The sequence below is a fragment of the Actinoplanes sp. NPDC051851 genome (genome assembly GCF_040681165.1).
Classification (GTDB): Bacteria; Actinomycetota; Actinomycetes; order Mycobacteriales; family Micromonosporaceae; genus Actinoplanes.
This window is the reverse complement of sequence record NZ_JBFAYF010000005.1, coordinates 105,883-130,235: the sequence shown is the minus strand read 5'-3', so window position 1 is coordinate 130,235 and position 24,353 is coordinate 105,883. Positions and strand designations below refer to the sequence as shown.

At 71.7% G+C, this 24,353-nt stretch carries 20 protein-coding genes and 1 pseudogene; 8 read left to right on the top strand and 13 right to left on the bottom strand.

The window, feature by feature from the left end:
- Window positions 1-67: 67 nt before the first annotated feature.
- Window positions 68-112: pseudogene (locus AB0M08_RS07350) on the top strand (hypothetical protein); the annotation flags it as partial.
- A gap of 486 nt (window positions 113-598) precedes the next feature.
- Here AB0M08_RS07350 and AB0M08_RS07345 read toward each other — a convergent pair.
- From AB0M08_RS07345 to AB0M08_RS07335, 3 genes are read right to left on the bottom strand one after another with little or no spacing between them, the layout of a single operon-like run.
- Window positions 599-1,930 (bottom strand): hypothetical protein, encoded by a 1,332-nt coding sequence (locus AB0M08_RS07345; protein ID WP_364489938.1) that lies wholly within the window; start codon window positions 1,928-1,930, stop codon window positions 599-601.
- Entirely contained in the window at window positions 1,930-2,451 is a 522-nt protein-coding gene (locus AB0M08_RS07340) for a sigma-70 family RNA polymerase sigma factor (RefSeq protein ID WP_364489935.1), read from the bottom strand. Before AB0M08_RS07340 ends, AB0M08_RS07345 begins: the two co-directional genes overlap by 1 nt.
- Window positions 2,448-2,702: a hypothetical protein gene (locus AB0M08_RS07335; RefSeq protein WP_364489932.1), complete on the bottom strand. Its 255-nt coding sequence runs from the start codon at window positions 2,700-2,702 to the stop codon at window positions 2,448-2,450. Before AB0M08_RS07335 ends, AB0M08_RS07340 begins: the two co-directional genes overlap by 4 nt.
- A 440-nt stretch (window positions 2,703-3,142) precedes the next feature.
- Between AB0M08_RS07335 and AB0M08_RS07330 the strand changes: the two genes are divergently transcribed.
- Complete coding sequence (locus tag AB0M08_RS07330) at window positions 3,143-4,132, top strand: right-handed parallel beta-helix repeat-containing protein (protein ID WP_364489929.1); 990 nt, start codon at window positions 3,143-3,145, stop codon at window positions 4,130-4,132.
- An 82-nt stretch (window positions 4,133-4,214) separates the two neighbouring features.
- Here the strand turns inward: AB0M08_RS07330 and AB0M08_RS07325 are convergent, their stop codons facing one another.
- Entirely contained in the window at window positions 4,215-5,681 is a 1,467-nt protein-coding gene (locus AB0M08_RS07325; protein WP_364489927.1) for a serine/threonine-protein kinase, read from the bottom strand.
- Window positions 5,682-6,004: 323 nt separating this feature from the next.
- Between AB0M08_RS07325 and AB0M08_RS07320 the strand changes: the two genes are divergently transcribed.
- Window positions 6,005-6,769 carry a S16 family serine protease gene (locus AB0M08_RS07320; RefSeq protein WP_364489924.1) on the top strand — a complete coding sequence of 255 codons (765 nt, stop codon included), beginning with the start codon at window positions 6,005-6,007 and terminating at the stop codon, window positions 6,767-6,769.
- 90 nt (window positions 6,770-6,859) lie between these two features.
- On the opposite strand, the gene AB0M08_RS07315 is transcribed toward AB0M08_RS07320, so the two are convergent.
- Complete coding sequence (locus tag AB0M08_RS07315) at window positions 6,860-7,699, bottom strand: oxygenase MpaB family protein (RefSeq protein ID WP_364490322.1); 840 nt, start codon at window positions 7,697-7,699, stop codon at window positions 6,860-6,862.
- A gap of 36 nt (window positions 7,700-7,735) precedes the next feature.
- Between AB0M08_RS07315 and AB0M08_RS07310 the strand changes: the two genes are divergently transcribed.
- On the top strand, window positions 7,736-8,407 hold the full coding sequence (locus tag AB0M08_RS07310) for a GntR family transcriptional regulator (RefSeq protein WP_364489921.1): 672 nt from the start codon (window positions 7,736-7,738) through the stop codon (window positions 8,405-8,407).
- On the opposite strand, the gene AB0M08_RS07305 is transcribed toward AB0M08_RS07310, so the two are convergent.
- The gene (locus AB0M08_RS07305) at window positions 8,349-9,821 is read right to left on the bottom strand and encodes an aldehyde dehydrogenase family protein (protein ID WP_364489918.1); all 1,473 of its coding nucleotides are present in this window, start codon (window positions 9,819-9,821) and stop codon (window positions 8,349-8,351) included. The genes AB0M08_RS07310 and AB0M08_RS07305 overlap by 59 nt on opposite strands.
- 112 nt (window positions 9,822-9,933) lie before the next feature.
- Between AB0M08_RS07305 and AB0M08_RS07300 the strand changes: the two genes are divergently transcribed.
- Both AB0M08_RS07300 and AB0M08_RS07295 read left to right on the top strand, forming a co-directional pair.
- On the top strand, window positions 9,934-11,034 hold the full coding sequence (locus AB0M08_RS07300) for an acyl-CoA dehydrogenase family protein (RefSeq protein ID WP_364489916.1): 1,101 nt from the start codon (window positions 9,934-9,936) through the stop codon (window positions 11,032-11,034).
- Window positions 11,035-11,060: 26 nt separating this feature from the next.
- The gene (locus AB0M08_RS07295) at window positions 11,061-11,528 is read left to right on the top strand and encodes an NUDIX hydrolase (protein ID WP_364489913.1); all 468 of its coding nucleotides are present in this window, start codon (window positions 11,061-11,063) and stop codon (window positions 11,526-11,528) included.
- A 35-nt stretch (window positions 11,529-11,563) separates the two neighbouring features.
- Here the strand turns inward: AB0M08_RS07295 and AB0M08_RS07290 are convergent, their stop codons facing one another.
- Window positions 11,564-11,983: a RidA family protein gene (locus AB0M08_RS07290; RefSeq protein ID WP_364489910.1), complete on the bottom strand. Its 420-nt coding sequence runs from the start codon at window positions 11,981-11,983 to the stop codon at window positions 11,564-11,566.
- Between the two features lie 117 nt (window positions 11,984-12,100).
- Window positions 12,101-13,945: an AMP-dependent synthetase/ligase gene (locus tag AB0M08_RS07285; RefSeq protein WP_364489907.1), complete on the bottom strand. Its 1,845-nt coding sequence runs from the start codon at window positions 13,943-13,945 to the stop codon at window positions 12,101-12,103.
- 80 nt (window positions 13,946-14,025) lie between these two features.
- Between AB0M08_RS07285 and AB0M08_RS07280 the strand changes: the two genes are divergently transcribed.
- Together AB0M08_RS07280 and AB0M08_RS07275 are read left to right on the top strand one after the other, a co-directional pair.
- Window positions 14,026-15,237, top strand: a complete 1,212-nt coding sequence (locus AB0M08_RS07280) for an acetyl-CoA C-acetyltransferase (protein WP_364489904.1) — start codon at window positions 14,026-14,028, stop codon at window positions 15,235-15,237.
- Between the two features lie 13 nt (window positions 15,238-15,250).
- Window positions 15,251-17,344, top strand: a complete 2,094-nt coding sequence (locus AB0M08_RS07275; protein WP_364489902.1) for a 3-hydroxyacyl-CoA dehydrogenase NAD-binding domain-containing protein — start codon at window positions 15,251-15,253, stop codon at window positions 17,342-17,344.
- On the opposite strand, the gene AB0M08_RS07270 is transcribed toward AB0M08_RS07275, so the two are convergent.
- The 5 genes from AB0M08_RS07270 to AB0M08_RS07250 form a co-directional block, all read right to left on the bottom strand.
- Window positions 17,289-19,565, bottom strand: a complete 2,277-nt coding sequence (locus tag AB0M08_RS07270; protein ID WP_364489899.1) for an EAL domain-containing protein — start codon at window positions 19,563-19,565, stop codon at window positions 17,289-17,291. The genes AB0M08_RS07275 and AB0M08_RS07270 overlap by 56 nt on opposite strands.
- Window positions 19,566-19,637: 72 nt before the next feature.
- A complete protein-coding gene (locus AB0M08_RS07265) occupies window positions 19,638-21,293 on the bottom strand; it encodes an acyl-CoA dehydrogenase family protein (protein WP_364489896.1) in 1,656 nt (551 codons plus the stop codon).
- A 15-nt stretch (window positions 21,294-21,308) separates the two neighbouring features.
- On the bottom strand, window positions 21,309-21,854 hold the full coding sequence (locus AB0M08_RS07260) for a PadR family transcriptional regulator (protein ID WP_364489893.1): 546 nt from the start codon (window positions 21,852-21,854) through the stop codon (window positions 21,309-21,311).
- 524 nt (window positions 21,855-22,378) lie between these two features.
- Window positions 22,379-23,050, bottom strand: a complete 672-nt coding sequence (locus AB0M08_RS07255; protein ID WP_364489890.1) for a response regulator transcription factor — start codon at window positions 23,048-23,050, stop codon at window positions 22,379-22,381.
- Entirely contained in the window at window positions 23,047-24,216 is a 1,170-nt protein-coding gene (locus AB0M08_RS07250; RefSeq protein WP_364489887.1) for a histidine kinase, read from the bottom strand. Before AB0M08_RS07250 ends, AB0M08_RS07255 begins: the two co-directional genes overlap by 4 nt.
- Window positions 24,217-24,353 lie beyond the last annotated feature (137 nt).

Sequence of the window (24,353 nt, the reverse complement as noted above, 5' to 3'; positions counted from 1 at the left end):
GCGGTGCCGGCCACCCAGCCGAACCGCTGGCCGGACGTCGCCGACGTGCCGCTCCCCCGCCGCGACGCTGATCCGGCTCTGCGACGCCCTCGGCATCCCCTTCGACCCGGCGATGCCGAGCTGGCGGGCGGGCCCGCACCCGAACGACGGAGTCTGGGCGCCCACCGTCTCCGCTGACCGATTCCACCCATCGCCCCGGCTGGCGCTCACGGGTGTATCGGCCCCACCCACACACCCACCAGCACCAGCCAGAACCGCGGCCACCGACTCCTGGCTGGCGCTCACGGGTGTGTCGGGGCTGGTAGAGCCGCAGCCCCTCCCAGACCCCGTCCCCGCCCTGCACCACCGAGTCGAACGGCGAGATCCCCGGTTCGTCCCGGTGCAGCAGCCGCCCGTTCACTCAGTACCGAATCCCGGCATTGCGCTCGTCGTACCGCTGCAGCACGTCTCGTCCTCCCCGCTCACCACGATCGGCCCTCTCGCGCCGAGCTTGAGGTCCCCTTTGTCACGTCCAGCCCACACCGGGCGGACCGGGGCGGCGATGCCCGCGGCCCGCCCGGTTCTCATGCCGTGGCGCTCCGGCCGGTCGGCGGCGCCGTCACTCCGCCCCGCGCCAACCGGCCAGGCGCAGGACGACACCGTCGCCGGACCGCCGGACCGTGAACCTCACCAGGGTGTTCCGCTTACCCGGCCCGTCCGGTCGTACCAGGCAATAGGCTCTTCCCTCCCGGATCGGCATCGCCTTGCTCCCGGCGGGCGAACTCCGCACGGCCGCCATGCAGTCGTCCGGTGTCGCCACAGCCGGGTCGACCACGGCCGCCTGAAGATCGGGATCCCGGTCCAGCGTCAGCTCACCGGTGCCCGGCTCCTCCGAGATCCGCAGATCGCCGTCGCCCGTCACCGTGGTCACGTGCGGCCGCTCGATGTCGACACCCCGGGCCACCGCGTCGCCCATCGCCAGGTCCACCGAGGTCGGCGCGTAGAGCACCTGGTACGCCGAGGGCATCGGCGACACCGGCCCGGGCGGTTGACCGCCGACCGGGCCGGTGCCACCCGGGCCGAGACCCGTACCCGAGCCCGGGCCGCCGCCAGTACCGGCACTCAGGCTCGGACTCGGACCGGCACTCGGACTCACACTCGGCTGCCCGCTCTCGCCGGTCATGCCGGTCGCGCCGGTCATGCCGGTCACGCCGGTGGCGCGAGGCACCCCGGTCGCCCCGGTCGCCGCGGTGCTGAGACGGATGCCCGGAACTTCACTCGAACCCGTGATGTAGGTCGGTGTAGGAACCGGCGGCCACGGAGAGACTCCCTGCGGGATGCCCGTGGCCGCGTGCCCCCGCATACGCGTGACCGCCGCCGACGGCTCGCCGGAGGGCTCCCGGGTCGCGGCGACGGCGCCGGTCGCGGGTGCCGAGGCGCTCAGGTGCCCCCCGCTTCCGGGCCCGCCCGGCGGGATCCCCGTGCTGAGGTGCACACCGGGTGCCATCGCCCGGGGCGGTTCCATCGGTGTCACCGGACCGGACTCCCCGGACAGCGGTACCCCCACGATCTCCCCGATCATCGCGGCCGCCACGACCGCGGCGAACGCGAACGCGCCGTGCTTCACCTGGAACCCGGCCACGGCCTGCCGCCACCACCGCCCCGCGGCGGCTCGCGCGCTGCTTCCCCTGGCCGGCACGCCGCGCGCCGGGGCGAAGGCCCGTCCGAGAATCGCCCCGAAGGCCGGCCCGAGGCCCGCCGCGCCCGCCGGAACCGGAGCGGAGACCCGGACCGGCGGAACCGGAGCGGAGGCCCGGACCGGCGGGACCACCGGCCGGGCGGCACGTTCGTACAGGTCCGCGAGCCCCGCCCGCGCGTCGAACGTCATCTCCGCCACGGCCTGCTCCTCCGCCCGCGCCAGGAGGGCACGTTCCGCCGACGTCAGCCCCATCACAGTTCTCCTTCTGTTCCGCTCAGTCCGGCCCGCAGCCGGGTCCGGGCACGGTGCAGCTGCCGCCGTACGTGGTCCGGGTCCAGCGCCAGGTCCTCGGCTATCTCCCGGGGCTTCCACCCCCAGTGGGTGAGCAGCACGATCGCGCGCTGCTCCGCCGGCAGGCCCCTGATCCGGTCGAGGGCGTCCGACGACGACGGGGACTCCACCTCACCGGGGGCCATCGACGCGCACATCAATCCGATCGCGCCGGCCTCCCGCCCCCGCCGGCGCCAACCGTCGATCATCACGCTCAGCAGGGCCCGCGTCGCATAGTTGGTCCGCTCACCCGCCGAGCTCCCGTGCAGGCTGTTCCAGTTCCGGAAGACCTTGAGCATCGCCTCCTGGGCGGCGTCGAGCGCGTCCTCCTGGCTGAGGCCGTGCATCCGCGCGCGACCGGCGAGCCGCAGCCGGCACTGCGGGTAGAACTCCTCGAAGCTCTCCCGGACCGGATCCCGCCGACCGGCCGCCGCGAGCGTCACCACGGCGCACGCTCCGGTCCCCTTCCCTGCCGGCGGACGAGCCGGGCACGGTACGCCGCGGCCCGCCGGGCGAGCCGGGCCTCGTGCACGGCGGCCCGCCGGGCGAGGCGGGCCTCATACACGGCGGCCCGCCGGGCGAGCCGTATCTCGCGCGCGCCCCGGCGCCGGATCGGCAGGCTGCGAACCCCGGTGGCGAGCAGGCTGATCAGGAGCGCGCACACCGCGCGGGCCAGCGGATCTCCTATGTCCACGACTTCTCCATCGCTCAGGTCTTTGTCGAGCGCCGACAACGGGCGCACCTAGGAAACGGAGAAAAGGGGCATTTCATCCAGTGCCGAACGGGTGAGCATCAGATGACGTCCACCCCGACATCAGATGGCGCACGCTGCAAACAACCTGCAACTCGGGCTCAAGACGGCATAAGCCCAGCTCAGCCACGAAACGGTCGGGTACACCCATCGAGGGAATCTGTTCAGGAGATTGACAGCCGTCCATCGCGAGCCTAGGTTTCGGCCAAGGAAAGCGCTTACCCGCAGGTTGAGCCCCCGGACTTCCATCCCCGGCCCGGGTGTTCACACATCTGAACAGGGCACTCCCCAGCGCACCACGGGCTCCCGCACGCCCTTCACCGAGCGTACGGACGAAGCCCGGCATCCGTCCCCGTTCCACCATCCGCATGGAGGAATCCCTCATGGCTACAGCGGCCCGTTCCCACCGCCGTCGCACAGTCCTCGCAGCGTTCTCGGCCGGCGCACTCGTCGTCAGCGGCGCGCTCGTCGCCACCCAGCTGGCCACCCAGCACCAGGCGCTCGCCGCCTTCGAGACCAGCCCGGTCGGGTTCGCCAGCATGAACGGCGGCACCACCGGCGGCTCGTCCAGCACCGTGGTCACCGTGACCACGGCGTCCGCGCTCACCTCGGCGATCAGCTCCAGCACCTCGCAGACCGTCCGGGTCTCCGGTGTCATCTCGGTCTCCGGCATGCTGAGCGTCGCCTCCAACAAGACGATCATCGGAGTCGGGTCGAGCTCCGGGATCACCGGCGGCGGCCTCAACCTCTCCGGCGTGAAGAACGTGATCATCCGGAACCTGGTCTTCACCAACGCCGGCGACGACTCGATCAACGTGCAGTCCAGTGCCACCAACATCTGGATCGACCACAACGACCTGTCGAACGGCTACGACGGGCTGATCGACATCAAGCGCGGCTCGGACTACATCACGGTCTCCTGGAACCACCTGCACGACCACGACAAGTCCATGCTGCTCGGCCACAGCGACGACAACTCGGCCGAGGACCTCGGTCACCTGCGGGTGACGTACGTGCACAACTGGTTCGACGGCACCAACCAGCGGCACCCGCGGGTCCGGTTCGCCAACCCGGTGCACGTGCTGAACAACTACTACAACGACATCGGCTCGTACGGTGTCGCCTCCACCGAGAACGCGGGCGTCTACGTCGAGCGCAACTACTTCGAGAACGTGGACAACCCGACGGTCACCCAGACCGGCGACTCGGACTCCGGCAACCTGAAGGTGCTGAACAACTACAAGGTCAACTCGGGTACCGAGGCGGTCCTCAACGGCGCCAGCGTCGCCGCGATCCCCTACTCGTACACCCCCGAGGCGAACAGCACGGTCAAGGCCACGGTCACCGCCGGCGCCGGCACCGGCAAGATCTAGTCGTTCCCCCTCGCGGCGCCCGGCGGTCCGTCCGCTCGGGCGCCGCACCTTTTCACGATCAAGAGCCTTCCCGGGTACGCCGTCACGTGCGGAAGGCGCCGCCCTCGGCGCTCCCGCTCTCCGGGGTGGCGATGCAGTGCAGCAGCCAGACCGAGCCGACCTGGATCGGCCACGCGTCCCGCCGCCAACCCTTCGTCGTCGCCGGGTCGACGCTGCGCCCGGCCATCGCCTCCGCCGAACAGGTGGCCCCGATGTCCGGGGTCTCCATCAGCGGATGGTCCGAACTGATCACCGGCGGCTCCCCGGGCAGTTCGACCGCCAGGAACGTCTCCCAGACGTGCTCGCCGTCGCACGTGATCGACCGCGGCGGCATGGCGACCCCGGAGATCGAGGTCATCCCGTAGAAGCAGAGCGGTTCCGCCGGGCAGAGCACGTCCCCGCAGGCCACGAAGCCGTCCGGCAGCGCTTCCACCGCGCTCGGCGACACGGTGGCACCGGGAGCACCGGCCGCGGCGCCGTCCCCCGTACCGCCCGCGTCATCGCCCGCACCGAACTGCCGGACCGTCCAGCCACCGATCCCCGCCGCGACCACGAGAGCGACCGCCCCGGCGAGCAACGCCAGCCGCGTCCTCTTCCTCCCGTCAGCGCCGGGCTTCCTCCCGTCGGTGCCGGGCGTCAACGGCATCGGCGGCGCCACCGGGACCGCGGCACCGGCCGGCCCCGTCGGCCCGGCCGACGCCCGGGCCGCCGCCGCGAACTCCGCCGCCGTCGCCCAGCGCTCCTCCGGCGACACCGTCAGCGCCCGCTCCACCACCGCGCGCACCGTCCCGGAGAGCGGCACCGCGATCGTCCGCGGCGCCTCCTGCACCCGCTGGAACGCCACCGCGTACGGGTTGTCCCCGGCGAACGGCCTCTCCCCGGCGAGGCACTCGTATGCGACCAGCCCGAGCGCGTAGACATCGCTCCGCCCGTCCGCCGGATGCCCGAGGACCTGCTCCGGCGACAGGTAGCTGGGCGTACCGAGGACCGCCCCCGACGCGGTGATCCGGCTGGCGTCGGCGCTCTTCGCGATCCCGAAGTCGGTGATCACCACCGAGCCGTCCCGACGGAGCAGCAGGTTCGCCGGTTTGACGTCCCGGTGAACGAGCCCCTGGTCGTGCACGGCCTGCAGCCCGTCCGCGGTCTGCGCGATCAGCCGCATCGTCTCGTCCGGCGCGATCCGCCCGTCCCGCTTCAACCGGTCGGCGAGCGACTCCCCGTCGACGAACTCCATCACCAGGAACGTGGTCCCCCGGAACGTCCCGAAGTCGTGAATGGAGGCCACCGCCGGATGGTTGACCCGGGCCATCGCGGTCGCCTCCGCCGCGAACCGCCGCAGGAAGTCCGGGTCCCCGGCCACCGAGTCCAGCATCGTCTTCACCGCGACGGTCCGCTGCAGCAGTTCGTCGACGGCCCGCCAGACCTCGCCCATCCCACCGGCCCCGAGCCGCGCCTCCAGCCGGTACCGCTCGTTCAGCCGCACCCCGGCCCGCACCACACCCTCAGACACGGCCGACAGCTTAGGACCCCACCCACCCACCAGCACCAGCCAGGACCGCAGGCGGCAACTCCCGGCTGGTGCTGGTGGGTGGGTCAACGGGCCCCAGACACCCACCAGCGCCAGCCAGGACCGCAGGCGGCGGCTCCTGGCTGGCGCCGGCATCGCCCTGCGCACGACGGCCTACCTGAGTGGCACCCCGGTCCCACCCGCCCGGGGCTGACTCGGTCTGATCAGGCCGGACACTCCGCAACGGCGGGGCCGCGAGCGCCGTTCGGCGCGCCGTTCGGCGATCCGGCGCCGGGGCCGCGGAGGGGGTGGGTAGTCTCGCCCGGGTGAAGAGTCGTGGCCTGCTTGTTCTTGCCGGATCCCTGGTCACCGCGGTGCTCGCGGTGGGTACGGCGTTCCTGCCGATGCCGTACGTGCTGCTCGAACCGGGGCCGACGGTGGACACGCTGGGGGCCAACGGCGGGCACGCGGTGATCACGGTGAGCGGGGCGGAGGCCTCGGCGTCGCAGGGGCAGCTGCGGCTGACCACCGTCGAGGTCGAGGGTGGCCTCGACCTGTGGCGGGCACTCGGGGTCTGGTTCGATCGCGAGGAGGCTCTGGTGCCGCGCGAGGTCGTCTACCCCGCCGGGAAGAGCGACCAGCAGGTGCAGCAGGAGAACACCGCGTCGTTCCAGGAGTCGGAGTCGACCGCGGTCACCGTCGCGCTGAAGAAGCTGGGGAACCCGGCCGGGGTGAAGGTCACGGCCGACGTGGACGACATCGGCGGGCCGAGCGCCGGCCTGATGCTCACGCTCGGGATCATCGACAAGCTGACCCCGGCGGACCTGACCGGCGGGAAGATCATCGCGGGTACCGGGACGGTCGACGAGGACGGCACGGTGGGCGCCATCGGCGGCATCCCGCAGAAGCTGGCCGGCGCGAAGCGGGCCGGTGCGGTGTACTTCCTGGTCCCCGCGGAGAACTGCGACGAGGCGCTGCGCAACGCGGTGTCCGGCCTCCCGATGGCCAGGGTCGCCACCGTCGACGACGCCCTGACCGCCCTGACGGCGATCGCGGCGGGCGGCACCCCCACGGCCTGCGGCGCCGCCTGAGCCCGGCGCGGGCGGATCGGACGGCGGAGCAGGATCAGGCGGCGCCGCCGGGCAGCAGGGTCAGCCCGGCGGCGAAGGACCGGCGGGGCATCAGACACCCAGGTCGGAGGGGTGATAGCCGTCCGGGTAGCCCGGGTAGGTGCGGTTGCCCGGCTGCACGGCGAGCGTCGACGTCTTCCGCGGCGGCAGCAGCCGGACCACCCGGGAGCGGGCACGCAGACCGGTTTCGCCCACCGCGGTCACCCAGCGCGGCGCCGGCGTGAACCCGAACGCGCGCAGCATCGGCTCGTCGAGCATGCCGCGTACGCCGAGGCGGACCAGTGGGCGCAGGAACGCCGGGAACCAGGCGGCGAAGAGGCCGACCGTGTACTCCCCGATCCGCCGGTTGGTGTCGGAGTACCCGAAGTTGTTCTTCTCGTAGTCCTGCTTGAACGCGGCGAACTCGTCGTACGTGGGCGGGATGTCCTTGATGCCCATCCGGCGGCCGACCTCGCGGTAGTAGTGGTACGCGGCCTGCCGCTCGTTCTCGTGCAGCGGGCGCCAGCCGTACCGCTCCAGCCAGGCGATCGGGTCGTAGACGAAGGTGGAGAGGACGTAGAGCATGTCGTCGTTGCTGATCGGGTACCGCCCGTGCGCCCGGTTGACCACCTTGAGCGCCTCCCGGCCGCGCGGCGAGTCGTACCCGTGCGCGGCGATCTCGGCCATCAGCAGCGCGGTGTCGTCGTAGCGCTTCTGCGGCCGCTTCTCGAACTCCCCGGTCTCGGCGAGCAGCCGCGAGATGGAGGGCACGCAGTACGTCCGGAACAGCGCGAACTCCAGCGCCCTGGTGTAGTCCCAGGGGAACTCGTGCCCGGCGGAGAGCCGGTAGATCTCCAGGTGGTCGCGGACCGGATCGAGATCGGCGATGCGGTGCAGCAGGTCGAAGCGCATGTCGGTCACCCCTGTGATATTTGATATCGTCGGCGCATGCGGCCGCAACTGTCCGAAGAGGTGGCCGCCGTGTTGCGCGGCCGGATCATGTCCGGTGAGCTCCGTCCCGGCGCCCGGATCCGGCTGGAGGAGGTCGCCGAGCAGCTCGGCGTCAGCATCACCCCGGTCCGTGAGGCGCTGCTGACCCTGCGCGGCGAGGACATGGTCGAGCTCGAACCCCGCAAAGGGTACGTCGTGGCCCCGCTCTCGAAACAGGACGTCGTCGACCTGTTCCAGCTGCAGGGCGACATCGCCGGTGAGCTGGCCGCGCGGGTGGCCGTCACGATCACCGGCGCGCAGCGGGCCGAGCTGACCGTGGCGAACAGGGCTCTGCTGCGCGCGATCCGCTCCCGGGACACCACCGAGATAGAGCGCCTGGAGTACGCGTTCCACCGGCTGATCAACCGCGACGCCCAGGCCCGCAAGCTGAGCTGGTTCCTGCACACCGCCACCCGGTACACGCCGGCCCGGTTCTACGCGGCCGACCCGGGCTGGCGGGAGAGCGTCAAGCGGGATCACGAGGCGCTGCTCGCCGCGTTCGCCGGGCAGGACGCGGCGGCCGCGCGGTCGGTGATGACCTCGCACTTCACCGACGGCGCGGACCTGCTCGTCAAGCACCTCGACGACCTGGGGATCTGGTCGTCGCATGCCGCCACCGGAAGAGCCTGAGGGCGCGTTCGAGTACGGCGGGGTCGCGCTCCAGGCTCATGACGTCCATCGGGGCCGCGAACCGTCGCCAGGTGACCGATTTCGCCCGGCTGAACTCGCGCAGCCCGTCGGCGCCGTGCATCCGCCCGAAGCCGGAGTCGCCGACGCCGCCGAACGGCAGCGCGGGTACCGCGGCGAAGCCGAGCACCGCGTTGATCGAGGCGGCGCCGGTGCGCAGGCGTGCGGCGATCCGGAGCGCCTGGCGGCGATCACGCGAGAAGATCGAGGCGGCCAGGCCGTAGCGTGAGGCGTTGCTGCGGCGTACGGCGTCGTCGAGGTCGTCCACGGGCGCGACCACGATCGTCGGCCCGAACGTCTCCTCGGTGACCGCGAGGCTCTCCTCCGGCACGCCGGTCAGGATGATCGGCGCGATGGTGGGCGCCCGGATCGCCTCCGGGCCACCGACCACCGCCTGGCCGCCGTGCGCGAGAGCGTCGTCGACGTGTTTCCGGACGACGTCGACCTGGGAGGGGATCGTCATCGGGCCGTAGGCACCGGGTTCGACCGCTTCGGCGAGGGCGACCAGCCTGTCGAGAAACGGCTTATAAACCGATTTTTCAACATAAACACGCTCGACCCCCGCGCAGGTCTGCCCCGCGTTGCCGAACCCGCCGAACGCCGCCGCGCGCGCCGCCGCGTCCAGGTCCGCGTCGGCCGCCACGATCATCGCGTCCTTGCCGCCGCCCTCGAAGACCACCGGGGTCAGCGACTCCGCGCACGCGGCCAGCACCCGCCGGGCCGTGGCGGCCGAGCCGGTGAACGCGATCTTGTCCACCCCGGACCGGCAGAGCGCCGCCCCGGTGGTGCCGTCGCCGACCACGGCCTGCAGCACCGGCCGCTCCACGACGGCGTGCCACGCGTCGGCCAGCCACACGCCGGTGCCGGGGGTGTGCTCGCTCGGCTTGAGGACCACCGCGTTCCCGGCGGCGAGGGCGTACGACACCGCGCCGAGCGGCGTGTAGACCGGATAGTTCCACGGCCCGATCGCCCCGACCACGCCGAGCGGCTGGTACTCCAGGGCCGCGCCCTGGTCGGCGGCGAGCAGCCCGGAGCGGACCCGGCGGCGGCGCAGCACCCGTTCCGCGTTGCGGGCGGCCCAGTCCAGGTGCTCGACCGTCAGCATGATCTCCAGCAGCGCGTCGCCGACCGGCTTCCCGGTCTCCGCGTGGATCAGCCCGGCCAGCTCCTCGGCCCGCGCGGCGAGGACGCCCTTCCAGTGCAGCAGGCGGGTACGCCGTCCCCGGAACCCCAGCCCCGCCCACCAGACGGCGGCGTCCCGGGCCCGGTCGACGGCGGCCCGCACCGCGTCGTCGCCGGCTATCTCGTATTCCCCGAGGACCTCGGCGGTCGCCGGGTCAAGCGAGCGCAGTAGCACGGTGCCCTCTCATCCATCAGTCGGGAGGCTCCAGATACGCGAGCTCTAGATTTGATATTTGATATGCTACGTTCGATGTCAATCCCCTGGTAGAACCGAAGAAGGGATTGGCGTGGATATCGATCTCACCGACGAACAGCGCGACTTCACGGCGGCGCTGACCGACTTCTGCAAGCGCGAGGCGGGCACCCGCGAACAGCGCGGGGACACCCCGCACAACCAGTCCCTCTACGACCGGATGGCCGACCTCGGCTGGCTCGGCGTGACCGATTCCGGCATGGTCGACACCTGTCTCTTCCTGGAGCACACCGCGTACGGCATGGCGCCCATCGGCGGGTTCGCCACCTCGGCCATCGTCGCCGGGGCGGTGCGCCGCTTCGGTACGGCCGAACAGCAGAAGACCGTGGTGGACGGGCTCGCGGGCGGGCGGACGTACTCGATCGCCATGTCCGAACCGGAGGCCGGATCCGACGTCGCCGCGCTGGCCTGCCGCGCCGTGCCCACCGAGGACGGCTACGTGATCAACGGCCAGAAGACGTGGTGCTCCAACGCGCACTTCGCCGACGCGATCCTGCTGGTCGCCCGGACCGGCGACAGCCCCGGCTCGCACAACGGCCTCACCATGCTGCTCGTCCCCACCGACGTTCCCGGCCTGCGGATCAGCGGCATCGAGACGATGGGCGGCCGCGAGGTCAACGACCTCTACTTCACCGACTGTACGGTCCCGGCCGACGCGCTGGTCGGCGCCGAGGGCCGGGGCTGGCCGCAACTGATGGCCGGCCTCAACCTGGAACGCCTGATCCTGGCCGCCCTGATGCTCGGCACCGCCCGCCGGGCCTTCGACGACGCGCTGGCCTTCATCCGCGAGCGCCGCCAGTTCGGCCGCCCGGTCGGCAGCTTCCAGGCCCTGCGCCACCGGATCGCCGATCTGGCCACCGAGATCGAGTGCTGCCGCCTGCTCGTCTACCGCACCGCCGGGCTGGTCGACCGCGATCCGGCGCGGGTGCTGCCCCGGGAGAGCTCGATGGTCAAGCTCAAGACCACCGAGGTGGCGCGCGAGGTCGCGCTGGCCGGCATGCAGATGATGGGCGGGTACGGCTACGCGACCGAGTACGACATGGAGCGCCACGTCCGCTCCACCCTGGTGGCCACCGTCTACGGCGGCACCAGCGAGATCCAGCGCGACATCATCGGCAAGACGTACGGCCTCTGACGGGTCTGTTTCGTATCCTCGCGGGCATGACCGACTACACGGGGAGTCTGCCCAGGAAGCGGATGGGCGCGGGAGTGCTGTTCACCGACGGGGCGGGGCGGGTGCTGCTGGTCGAGCCGGGGTACAAGCCCGACTGGGAGATCCCGGGCGGGTCGGTGGAGGCGGACGAGTCGCCGCTCGCCGCCGCCCACCGGGAGGTCGAGGAGGAGCTGGGCCTCAGGGTACGGGCCGGGCGGGTGCTCGTCGTCGACTGGGTGCCGCCGCGGGACGGCCGGACCGAGGGGCTGATGATGGTCTTCGACGGCGGGGTGCTCGCGCCGGAGCAGGCCGCCCGGATCGCCCTCCCCGCCGACGAGCTGCGCGGCTGGTCCTGGTGCACCGAGGCCGAGGCGGGTACGCGTCTCTCCCCGCTGCTCGCCCGCCGGGTCGCCGCCGCCCTCCGCGCCCGGGCGGAGGGCACCACCGCCTACCTCGAGGACGGGCAGCCGGCCTAGCCGCGGCCCCGGCCGGTGTTCCGAGACACGGGTGGCTAACCGGGGAGGGCCGCGGTCAGGTCGATCTCGATGAGCTGGTGGCGGTAACCGAGCGCGGCGACGCCGAGGAGGGTGCTCGCCGTGGTGAAGGCCGGGGCGAGCGCCGACTCACCGAGCTGCCGCCAGACGGCGGCGAGAACGCCGCTGTCCGGCGAGACCACGTAGATCACCGAGCGGACCACGTCGGCCGGGGTCGCCCCGGCGGCGGCGAGGACCGCGAGGCAGTTGGTGATCACCTGGGCGGTCTGCGCCTCGAACGTGGCCGGGGACCGGTCCCCGGGCTCGCCGACGACGCTGCCCGCCAGGTCCAGCGGGCACTGGCCGGCCAGGTGGGCGAGGCGCCCGGCGGCGGAGATCGTCACATGGTGGTACCCGGCCGTCTCGTGAACCGTGGGCGGATTGAACTTCTCGATCATCGGCTCATTGTCGGCATCCCCGAGGGTGGGCGACCACCGAGTTTCCGGCCGTCTCCCGGCTGATCGTGCACCCCGCGGCCCCAGCCCGCGCGCCCCTCGTCCGAGGCATCCGATGTCTCACTCAGGAGGGCCCGCCGGTGATGGGGACGAGGCGTAGAGGTCGTCGATCGTCGTCGCGTAGCGGTCCTGGATCACCCGGCGGCGGAGCTTCAGCGTCGGGGTCAGCTCGCCGCTCTCCGGTGTCCAGCCGCGCGGCACGATGTGGAAGCGCTTGACCTGCTCGGGGCGGGCGAGGCGCCGGTTCGCCGCCGCCACCGCGGCCGCGATCTCGGACCGGAGCCGGGCGTCCTCGGCGATCGCGGACAGGGTGCCGCCGGGCACGCCGGCCGCGCGGGCCCACGCCGGGGTCGTCTCCTCGTCGAGGACGATCAGGGCGGTCACGTACGGCCGCCGGTCGCCGATCGCCACCGCCTGGGCGATCAGCGGATGGGCCCGCAGCAGGTTCTCGATCTGGGCCGGCGAGATGTTCTTCCCGCTGGAGTTGATGATCAGTTCCTTCTTGCGGTCGGTGATCGTCAGGTACCCGTCCTCGTCGAGCGTGCCGACGTCCCCGGTGGCCAGCCAGCCGTCCGCACCGGTGGCGGGCTCCACACCGCCGTCGGCGCGCAGATAGCCCGCGCAGACCAGCGGCCCGCGCACGAAGATCTCCCCGTCCTCGCCCAGGCGCAGCTCCATCCCCGGGTTGACCCGCCCCACCGTGCCCGTACGGAAATGGTCCGGGGTGTTGATGGTGGCGGTTCCGGTCGTCTCGGTCATCCCCCACACCTCGAGGACGTCGATCCCGAGTCCGGCCAGGTATTCGAGCACCGCGACCGGGATCGGCGCGGCACCGCTCCCCGGCCACACCAGCTCGTCCAGCCCGAGCTTGGCGCGCAGCGGCCGCAGCACCGCGGCGTCGGCGGCGGCGACCCGGGCGGCCAGCTCCTCCGGCACCGGTTTCTCGGCACCGCGCAGCCGGTAGGCCTCGAACGCGACCGCCCGGGCCGCGTCCACGGCCGCCCGCACCTCCGGCGTGGCCCCGGCGAGCTGCGCCTGGATACCCGCGACGAACTTCTCCCAGATCCGCGGCACCCCGAAGAACGACACCGGGCGGACCGTGACCAGGCCGGCGACCAGCTGGGCCGGATCCGGGCAGATGGTGACGTGCCCGGCCCGGTAGATCGCGTTGTAGATCCCGAGCATCCGTTCGGCGATGTGCGCGAGCGGTAGGTACGCCAGTGACGGCGCGTGGTCCGGCGTCTCGACGGTCGCCTCCAGGGTGACCGCCTGGTAGATCACGTTGTGGTGGGTGAGCACCACGCCCTTGGGGTCGCCGGTGGTCCCGGAGGTGTAGAGGAGCGTGACCGGCTGTTCCGGCCGTACCTCCCGCCACGCCTTCTCGAACGGGGCCGGGTCGGCGGCCTCGCCGAGGGCCACGACGTGGTGCAGCGGGATGATCCGCTCGTCGAGGAGACCGGGGCCGGCGACCACCACCACCCGCCGCAGCCGGGGCAGGTCGGCGAGGATCGGCGTCCAGCGGGCGAGTTCGGCCTCCCCCTCGAGGACCAGCACCTCCGCCCCGCTGTGCCGGGCGAGATAGGCGAGCTGGTCGTCGGAGAGCGTGGCGTACACGGTGGACGGGACCGCGCCGAGATGCACCGCGGCCAGGTCGAGCAGCCAGTGTTCCGGGCGACTGGCCATCATGATCAGCATCCGGTCGCCGTGGCGCAGGCCGATCTCGGCGAGGCCCCGGGCCAGCGTGGCGATCTCGTCGCGGACCTGCCGCCAGGTGAGCGTGCCGGGCGTGCCGAGGGTGCTGAGCGCGGGGAGATCGGCGTATGCGGTGGCGTTGCGGTGCAGCAGCGCCGGAATGGTCAGTCCGCGGGCGGTGTCGGCGCACTTCTGCGCGAGGAACGGGTCCATGAGTCCTCCACACCCTTGACAGGAAGCCGGAACACAGCAATAAGTTAATCCAGAATCGCATACGAAAGGGGTCTGTGGCGATGACTGACGCCTATGTGTACGACGCCATCCGCACACCGCGCGGCCGGGGGAAGCCGTCCGGCGCCCTGCACGGCATCAAACCGGTCTCCCTGGTGGTCGGGCTGATCGACGAGATCCGGCGGCGGTTCCCCGGTCTCGACCCGGCCGACATCGAGGACGTGGTGCTCGGCGTGGTCTCCCCGATCGGCGAGCAGGGCGCGGACATCGCCAAGACCGCGGCGCTCGCCGCCCGGCTGCCCGACACGGTGGCCGGCGTACAGCTCAACCGCTTCTGCGGCTCCGGCCTGGAGGCGGTCAACGTCGCCGCGCAGAAGATCCGCTCCGGCTGGGAGGATCTCGTGCTCGCCGGTGGCGTCGAATCGATGTCCCGGGTGGCGATGGGCTCCGACGGGGGCGCCTGGGCGCTCGACCCGGAGACCAACCTGGCCACCGGTTTCGTCCCGCAGGGGATCAGCGCCGACCTGATCGCCACGCTGAACGGGTACACCCGGGAGACCGTGGACCGGTACGCGCTCTGCTCCCAGGAGCGGGCCGCCGCGGCGATCGCGGCCGGGCACTTCGCCCGCTCGGTGGTCCCGGTGCACGACCGCAACGGCCTGCCGGTCCTCGACCACGACGAGCACCCGCGCCCCGGCTCCACCCTGGAGGGTCTCGGCGCGCTGCCCGCCTGTTTCGCGGCCGTCGGCGACCGGGGCGGCTTCGACGCGGTGGCGCTGCAGAAGTACCACTGGGTGGAGCGGATCGACCACGTGCACACGGCCGGCAACTCCTCCGGCATCGTCGACGGCGCGGCCCTCGTGCTGGTCGGCTCGGCGGCCGCCGGGCACCGCGCCGGGATGACCCCGCGCGCCCGGATCGTCGCCGCCGCGCTCAGCGGCGCCGACTCCACGATCATGCTGACCGGCCCGGTGCCGGCCGCCCGCAAGGCGCTCGCCAAGGCCGGGCTGACCGTCGACGACCTGGACCTGGTCGAGATGAACGAGGCGTTCGCCGCCGCGGTGCTGAACTTCACCGACGACCTCAAGGTGGACCCGGAGATCGTCAACGTCAACGGCGGAGCGATCGCTCTCGGTCATCCGCTCGGCGCGACCGGCGCCATGCTGCTCGGCACGATCGTCGACGAGCTGGAACGCCGCCAGGGGCGGTACGGCCTGGTAACCCTCTGCATCGGCGGCGGCATGGGCGTGGCCACCGTCGTCGAGCGGCTCTGAGGAGGACATCCCGATGACCGAGACCATCCGCTACGAGCGCGGCGCCGACGGCGTCGTCACCCTCGTCCTGGACGACCCGTCCCGCGGCGCGAACACCATGAACGACGCGTACATCGCCGGCATGGCGGCGGTCGTCGGCCGTCTGGAGGCGGAGCGGGACGACATCACCGGGGTGATCGTCACCTCGGCGAAGAAGTCCTGGTTCGCCGGCGGTGACCTGGACTCGCTGCGCGCCGTCGAGCCCGGCCAGGAGACCCTCGCCCTGGAACGGGCCACCGCGGTGAAGGAGCAGTTCCGCCGCCTGGAACGGCTGGGCCGTCCGGTGGTCGCCGCGATCAACGGCGCGGCTCTGGGCGGCGGGTACGAGCTGGCGCTCGCCTGTCACCACCGGATCGCGGTCCCGCGTGCCGAGGTGGGACTCCCCGAGGTCACGCTCGGCCTGCTACCGGCCGGTGGCGGGGTGACCCGTACGGTCCGGCTGCTCGGCCTGACCACGGCGCTGACCGAGGTGCTGCTGAAGGGGAAGCGGCACCGGGCCGCGAAAGCGCTGGAGCTGGGCCTGGTCGACGAGCTGGTGGAGACCCCGGAGCAGCTGATCGCCGCGGCCCGGGCGTGGATCGCGGCCCACCCGGAGGCCGCCCAGCCGTGGGACGCCGAGGGCTACCGGATTCCGGGCGGGATCCCGTACGCCCAGTTGCCCGCCTTCCCGGCCACGCTCCGCAAGCAGCTCAAGGGCGCGCCCTACCCGGCACCGCGCAACATCCTCGCGGCCGCCGTGGAGGGTGCCCAGGTCGACATCGACACCGCGTTCACGATCGAGAGCCGGTACTTCATCGAGCTGGTCCGCGGCCCGATCGCCAAGAACATGATCAAGGCGTTCTTCTTCGACCTGAACGAGGTGAACGCCCGCGACGTCGGGGACACCCCGCCGATCGGCACGGTGGCGGTGCTCGGCGCCGGGATGATGGGTGCGGCGATCGCCTACGTGTGCGCCCGGGCGGGACTGCCGGTGGTGCTGCGCGACGTCACCCGGGAGGCGGCCGAGCGCGGGAAGGCGTACGCGGAGAAGCTCGGGGCTTCGAAGGACCTTCTTGATCTGATCACGCCGACCGGCGAGGCCCGCGATCTGGCGGGTGCCGGACTGGTGATCGAGGCGGTCTTCGAGGACCCGGCGCTCAAGCACAAGGTCTTCGCCGAGATCGAGGACGTGGTGTCGCCCGGCGCGCTGCTCTGCTCGAACACCTCGACGCTGCCGATCACGCTGCTCGCCGAGGGGGTCCGCCGCCCGTCGGACTTCATCGGCCTGCACTTCTTCTCGCCGGTCGACCGGATGCCGCTGGTCGAGGTGATCCGCGGGGAGAAGACCAGCGAGGAGACGCTGCGGCGGGCGCTCGCCGTGGTGCGGGCGCTCCGCAAGACGCCGATCGTGGTCGGCGACAGCCGCGGATTCTTCACCAGCCGGGTGATCGGCACGTTCACCAACGAGGGCATGGCGATGCTCGCCGAGGGCGTCCCGCCGGCCACCATCGAGCAGGCGAGCACCCAGGCCGGCTACCCCGCACCGGTGCTCGCGCTGATGGACGAGCTCACGCTGACCCTGCCCCGGAGGATCAGCCGGGAGAACCGGGCGGCGGCCGGCGACGCGTGGGTGCCGCACCCGGCCGACGCGGTCCTGGAGCGCATGATCGACGACTTCGGCCGGCCGGGCCGTTCCTCCGGCGCGGGCTTCTACGAGTACGAGGAGGGTAGGCGCGTCCGCCTGTGGCCGGGTCTGTCGGCGTTCTCCGGCACCGCGCCGGAGAACCCGTCCGCCGAGATCCCGTTCGCCGACGTACAGGAGAGGATGCTCTTCATCGAGGCGATCGAGAGCGTGCGCTGCCTGGAGGAGGGCGTGCTCCTCTCCGTTCCGGAGGCGAACGTCGGGTCCATCCTCGGCATCGGCTACCCGGGCTGGACCGGCGGCGTGCTGCAGTACATCAACCAGTACCCGGGCGGCCCGGCCGGTTTCGCCGAGCGGGCCCGTGAGCTGGCCGGACGCTACGGCGAGCGGTTCACCCCGCCAGCGCTGCTGCTGACGAAGGCCGCGGAGGGTGCCCTGTTCCTCTGATCTGCTCCGGCGGCACCGGGCGGGAGTAGAGGTAGCCCTGGCCGTACTCGTACCCCAGGTTGCGCAGCAGGTCGCGCTGCTCCTCGGTCTCGATGCCCTCGGCGACCGAGGAGAACTCCAGCGCGCTCGCCATCTGGCTCACCGCGGTGGCCACCGCCGACTGGCGGCCCACCGTGGTGATCGACTCGACGAACGAGCGGTCCAGCTTGAGCGTGGTGACCGGGCAGGTGAGCAGCAGGCCGAGCGAGGACGCCGCGGTGCCGAAGTCGTCCAGGGCGAGCCGGACGCCGAGGGCCCGCAGGGCGACCATCGCCTCGTGGGACTCCTCGTCGTCGAGCACGGCCGTCTCGGTCACCTCGATGCTGAGCAGGCCGGGCGGCAGACCGCTGTCGGCGAGCGCGGTGGCCACATCGGCGACCAGGTTCGGGTCGCGCAGCTGCGGGCCGGCCACGTTGACGCCGACGGTCAACGGCTCGCCGCGCGCGTACCACGCGGCGCCCTGGCGGCAGGCCTCGCGCAGCGCCCAGCGGCCGATCGCGACGATCTGCCCGGTGCGCTCGGCGATCGGGATGAACTCGATCGGCGAGACCAGCCCGCGGACCGGGTGCCGCCAGCGGATCAGCGCCTCGACGCCGGTCATCCGCTCGTCGGCGAGCCGCACGATCGGCTGGTAGAAGAGGTCGAACTCGCCGGTCTCCAGGGCCTGGTTCATCTCCCGGATCAGCACCGCCTCGGCGCTGATCCGGGCGCCCATCTCGGCGCTGTAGGCGACCCACATGCCCTTGCCGCGGCGCTTCGCCTCGTACATGGCGATGTCGGCGTTGCTGAGCAGCACGGACGGGTCGTCACCGGGGCGGGCCGCGGTGACGCCGACGCTCGCCCGGGTCAGCACGGTGTGCTGGCGGATCTCGGTCGAGACGGCGAGGCTGCGCAGGATCGCCTCGGCGATGATCCCGGCCTCCGCGGTGCCGCAGCCGGGCAGCAGGACGGCGAACTCGTCGCCGCCGAGCCGGGCCACCATGTCGCCCTCGCGTACCGCCGCCCGCAGCCGGTCCGCGACGATGACCAGCAGCTGGTCACCGGCCGCGTGGCCCATCGTGTCGTTGATCGTCTTGAAGTCGTCGAGGTCGATCAGCATCACCGCGCCGTCCTCGCCGCCGGCGGCCATCGCCTCGTGGAAGTGGGTCCGGTTCGCCAGCCCGGTCAGGCTGTCGAAGGACGCCCGGTGACGCAGCTCGTCCATCGCCACGTCGAGGCGCCCGATCAGCACCATGTTGTCGTGGAACGCCACCAGCTGCCGCCCGGCGACCAGGAAGGTGATCACCACGACGCCGGTGGTGGCGCCGACCAGCTGGGAGGAGGCGGTCTCCGGCAGCATCATGAAGAAGACCACGAAGGTCACCGCGATCATGCCGTACGGCAGCAGGCTGTACGGGCGGCGCTTGACCGTGTGCGGCGCGCCGCCGGTCCGCAGGATCACCGCCTGGACCCACGGGCCCATCGCGATCAGCAGCGAGGGCATCAGGCGGATGGCGTAGACGTACGCGTGGTCCATGCTCTGGAAGTCGCCGGGCAGGAACGTGCTGACGCCCTGGACCATCGCCGCGCCGACCATCGGCCAGGCCGCGATCCGGGCCATCGGCGGCGCCTTGAGCAGCGCGACCTTGGTAGCGCTGAACGTGGCGACCAGCACCAGCGCCGCGGTGACGCTCGCGTTGAGCCGGTCGACGTGCGTACCGGCCATCGGGTTGAACGCGAAGCACCAGGCCACCGCGCCACCGCCGACCAGCACGGTCGCCGCGTCCAGCCAGAAGATCAGCTTCTCCCGCGCGGTGCGCAGGCCCTGCGGGAAGATCAGGCAGGCGATCACGTTGCTGCTCATGCCCACCGCGAAGCAGACCGTCTGCACCATGCCACCGTTCAGCGACGGCGTTCCGGAGTACGCGAAGAGCACCGTGCCCGACTGGAAGACGTCCCCGGCGGTGAACGAGAACCCGGCGAACCCGATCATCGACCAGAACCGCCGGTACTGGGCGTCGGCGAGCCGGCGCAGTCGCCAGGCGCCGTACCCGAGGGCGAAGTCCAGCGGCACCTGGGCCACCCAGTAGACCTTGACCTGGCAGTCCGGGCGGCCGGCGAACACGAAGAACAGCACGCAGCCGAGCAGGGTGAGCCCGGTCAGGGCACGGAGCACCGGATCGCGCCGCAGCGTGCTGAACACCGAACCCTCCCCCGATCCGTCCGACCTTGCGAGTCCCCTGATCGGACGGGGCGGGGAGGATTCAAGGAACTGTCAGGGACGCATCTCGTACGCGCCGACGAGCGCGAGCACCTGCTCCCAGATCGCAGCCGTCCGCTCCGGATCGGCAACCGGGCGGCGGACGTGCGCGAGCGCCCAGGCGGCCTGCTCCTCGGTGGTCGCGGCCTTGCCGAGCAGTTCGGTCGCGTACGCCGAGAAGTCCCGGACCAGCACCGCGAAGATCTCGTCGAGCAGCTGCGGGTCGGCGCCCTTCTCCAGGATCAGCTGTCCGTAGACGATCAGCGCGAAGAGGTGCCCGACGGAGAGCAGGAAGTCGAGGTCTTTGTACTGCTCTCCATCGATTTTCAGCTGGCAGAAACCATCCGCCTGCTCGCGGAATATCGCCACGTTGGCAATATGTCCGTATTTATCGTAAACATCACGCCAGTCGTGGAACCTGATCGCGCCCAGACCGCGCGCCGGACCCTGCCGGAACAGGAACTCGTCGTCCGCCGCGTCCTTCCGCTCCGGCACGGGCTCGTACTCGACCGCGTTGAACAGGTAGTTCGGCATGAACTTGAGGATCAGCGCCAGGTTGACGTGCACCGTGCCCTCGAGCTTCGGCAGGCCGCGGATGTCCATCGCCGCCTTGTCGAAGTAGGTGTCCGCCTCGAAGCCCTTCGCCGCGATCACGTCCCACATCAGGTCGATGACCCGCTCGCCCTCGGTGGTGACCTTCATCTTGGTCATCGGGTTGAAGAGCAGGTAGCGGCGGTCATCCGGTCCCGCTGACCGGAAATAATCAACCGCGCGATCGCTGAAGAGCTTCATGGCGGCGAGCCTCACGTACGCGTCGGAGAGCTCCCGGCGCACATGGGCGAAGTTCGTGACCGGCTTGCCGTAGAGCATCCGCCGGTGCGCGTGGGTGACCGCCTCGTACATGGCGTGCTCGCAGATCCCGATCGCCGCCGTGCAGAGGTTGAACTTGCCGATGTTCACCGTGTTCAGCGCCGCGTCGAAGGCGCCCTGCCCCTCATGAAGGACATCCGCCTGGCGTACGGGGTAGTCGCGGAGTTCGAACGTGCTCACGTACATCTGCTTGTTCACGACGTTCTTGATCAGGTGATACCCGGGCCGCCGGCTGTCCGCCGCGAAGAAGACGTAGCCCTGGTCGTTCCTTCCGAACACCGATACGAGCCCGGCGACATTGCCGTTCCCGATGTAGTACTTCGTCCCGTTCGCCCGGTCGTCGGCGATCACCATGTCGGTGGCGTAGATGTCCGCGCCGTGGCTCCGCTCGGAGAGCCCGAACGCCATCACGTGCCCCTCGTCGAGGAGCCTTCCTGCCGATTCGCGGGCTGCGGTATTCGCGCTCTGCCACACCGGGCCGAGGCCGAGCACGGTGACCTGCCAGACGTACCAGTAGTCCAGGCCGTAGAAGCCGAGGATCTCGCTGAGCGCCGCGTTCCGGGCCGTGTCCCACCGCTTGTCCGGGTTGCCGGCGGCGTCGGCGGCCGGCGTCATGAAGGTCGCGAACAGCCCCTCCTTCGCCGCGAAGTCCAGGAAGTCCTGGTACCAGACCCGGTCGATGTAGCGCTGCAGCAGCGCGTCCTTGCCGCGCTCCTCGAAGAAGTCGATCGTCGCCCGCAGCAGCCGGCGCGTCTCGGCGTCGAAGTGCGCCGGATCGTAGGTGTGGGGGTTGAACAACACTGTTCGGGGTCCTTTCTATAGGGAGCGCAGCGTGATCAGGACGTCGTCGAGCCAGGCGAGGAGCATCCGCTCGTAGGCGATCCCGCCCTGGAGCACGACGTGTTGGAGTCGATCCCCGGGTTCCAGCGCGCTCACATCCGGAAAGTCCCGTTTCTCCCCCACGAGATAGCGTGCCAGCGTCTCCTCGTGCCCGGCTCGGTAGCGCTCCACCTCGGCGATCAGCGCGGCCCGCCCCGCCGCGTCGGCGAAGGCCGCCCCGCGGACACGTACCGCGAGATCGTGCCGCACGGCCTCGGGCTGCACCGCCCCGCGCAGCCACTCGGTGAGCACCGCCCGCCCGCTCGCGGCGACCGAGTACGACCTCTTGTCCGGCCGCCCGTCCTGCCCGACCTCCTCGGCGGTGACCCAGCCGTCGCTCTCCATCCGCTTGAGCACCCGGTAGATCTGCTGATGCGTCGCCGTCCAGAACCGCCCGATCGACCGCTCGAACCGCCGGGCCAGCTCATACCCCGACCCGGGCTGCTCCAGCAACGACACGAGAATCGCATGCTCCAACGCCACGCCCGCATCCTCCTATGCAACTCGTTGCATAGCAAGCTTCTCGCCGCCCCGGGCGATCGGCCGTGCTCCCGTACCGGCCGCAATCGCCCTTGACCACCCGCGGTTGCCGCGAGATCAGACTGGATGAGTGCCCGTCCCCCACCCGTGCCTTACCTTCCTGGAATCACCACTCCGTGGGTGATACTGGTCGGCATGCGAGCTACGAAGCGCCGGCGCCCCATGCGTCGCTCAGTCAGCGAGGTGCCGCCCGATCGGAACCTGGCTGAACTGGCTGCCCGCGCCTCGTACGTCGGCTCGCCGGAGCACAAGACTTTTCCATCATTCGCCGGCCCACCGCGCCCCCGGGCGGATGCCACCAGGCACCACTTCCACGTGTCATCACTGATCATTGCGCATCAGGTCGGCAACCAGCTCACGGACGCCTGATCGGGCACGTGGCGAGCTCGTCCCGGGTGGCCGGGTGGCCGGGTGGCAGTGCTTCGGGCGTACCGGGGAAGGGTCTTGATCTGCTACTGGGGTGGTAGTCAGGGCTGCTCGCCGGGGCGGACCAGGCCGCTCTGGTAGCCGATCACGACCAGCTGGGCGCGGTCGCGGACGCCGAGTTTGGTCATCGCGCGGTGGACGTGGGTCTTGGCGGTCAGCGGGGAGAGGACGAAGTGCTCGGCGATCTCCTCGTTGGAGCGGCCCAGGGCGACCAGGCGCAGGACCTCGCGCTCGCGTTCGGTGAGGACCTCCAGGGCCGGGGAGACCGACGGCGTGTCGGAGGACGGCGCCAGGAAGCGGTCGATCAGGCCCCGGGTGGCGCGCGGCGTGAGCAGGGCGTCGCCGGCGGCGACCACCCGGATGGCGCGCAGCAGCTCCTCCGGCTCGACGTCCTTGCTGAGGAAGCCGCTGGCGCCGGCCCGGAGCGCGGCCAGCACGTTGTCGTCCGCCTCGAACGTGGTAAGGATGATCACGCGGACGCCGGCCAGTTGCTCGTCGGCGCCGATCGTGCGGGTCGCCTCGATGCCGTCCATCTGCGGCATCCGGATGTCCATCAGCACCACGTCGGCCCGGTGGTCGCGGGCGAACTGGACCGCCTCGCGGCCGTCGGTGGCCTCGCCGACCACCTCCATGCCGTCGGCCAGGTCGATGATCAGGCGGAAACCGGCCCGGATCAGGGTCTGGTCGTCGGCGAGCAGGACCCGGATCGTCACATCTCATCCTTCACAGCGGGAAGCGTGGCATGAACGGTGAAGACGCCGCCGTCCGGGCCCGCCTGGATCGTCCCACCCGCGGCGACGGCGCGCTCCCGCATGCCGATCAGCCCGTACCCGATCACCCCGGACGGCGTGGCGATGACGTTGCTGATCTCGATGGTCAGGCGGTCCCGGGCCCAGTCGAAGGTGACGCGGACCGGCTCGTGGACCCGGCCGTGCTTGCGGGCGTTGGTCAGCGCCTCCTGGGTGATCCGGTACGCCGCCAGGTCCGCGCTCGCCGGCAGCGCCCGGGGCTCACCGCGCTCGGTGTACTCGATCGTCAGCCCGGAGCTCTCCAGCAACTCCGGTAGCTGGGCGAGGCCCGGCTGCGGGTGATTGCCCTGCGCGGCCTCGCCCGGCTGGCGCAGCAGGCCGACGATCGAGGTGAGCTCACGCAGCACGGTGCTGGACGCCCGCCGGATGTGGTTCAGCGGCGCTCCCGCGGCCTCCGGCTGCCGGGTCAGCGCGAACGCGGCCGCACCGGACTGCACGTTGATCACGGCGATGTGGTGCGCGACCACGTCGTGCAGTTCCCGGGCGATCCGGAGCCGCTCCTCGGCCACCCGGCGGTGCACCTCCTCCTCCCGGCTCTGCTCGACGCGCCGCGCCCGGGCCTCGACCTCGGCGATGTACGCCCGCCTGCTGCGCACCGCGTCCCCGGCCGCCGTCGCCATGCCGGTCGCCGCGACGAAGAGCATCGCGATCGGCGTCCACCAGGCACCGGTCCCGAACGCCGAGGCGAGCGCGAACACCACCGAGAGCACGATCGCCACCGGCCAGGAGACCCGCCAGTCGTAGCGGACCGCGAGCCGGTACAGCGCCGCGCAGACCGCGAAGATCAGCGGCGGGATGGCCCAGCCGGTGAGGAGGTACCCGACCTCGATCGCGGCGGAGATGATCAGCACCGGGATCGGCGCGACCCGCCCGAGCCCGACCGCGAGACCGGCGATCCCGGCGGTCACCAGGTCGGCGGCGAGCGGCACGTGGTGCATCTCGCCCGCACCGGTCAGCGCCCCGCTCGCGGCCAGCCCGGCCACCAGCACCCCGGCGATCACGTCGGCCAGCCACGGCCGGCGCTGCACGATGGCGAGCCGATGCAGCGGCGCCGGCGGAAACACCTGCATTGCTGCCACGCTACGGCGGCGGCCGCCGGACGGCATCCAACCCCGGTGGTATTCCCCGGGTACGACGCCGGTAGCAGCCGCGGCCCCGGGCGGTCCTGACGGCGGCGCTCGGAGCCGGCCGTCGGCCCGGCGCCGGG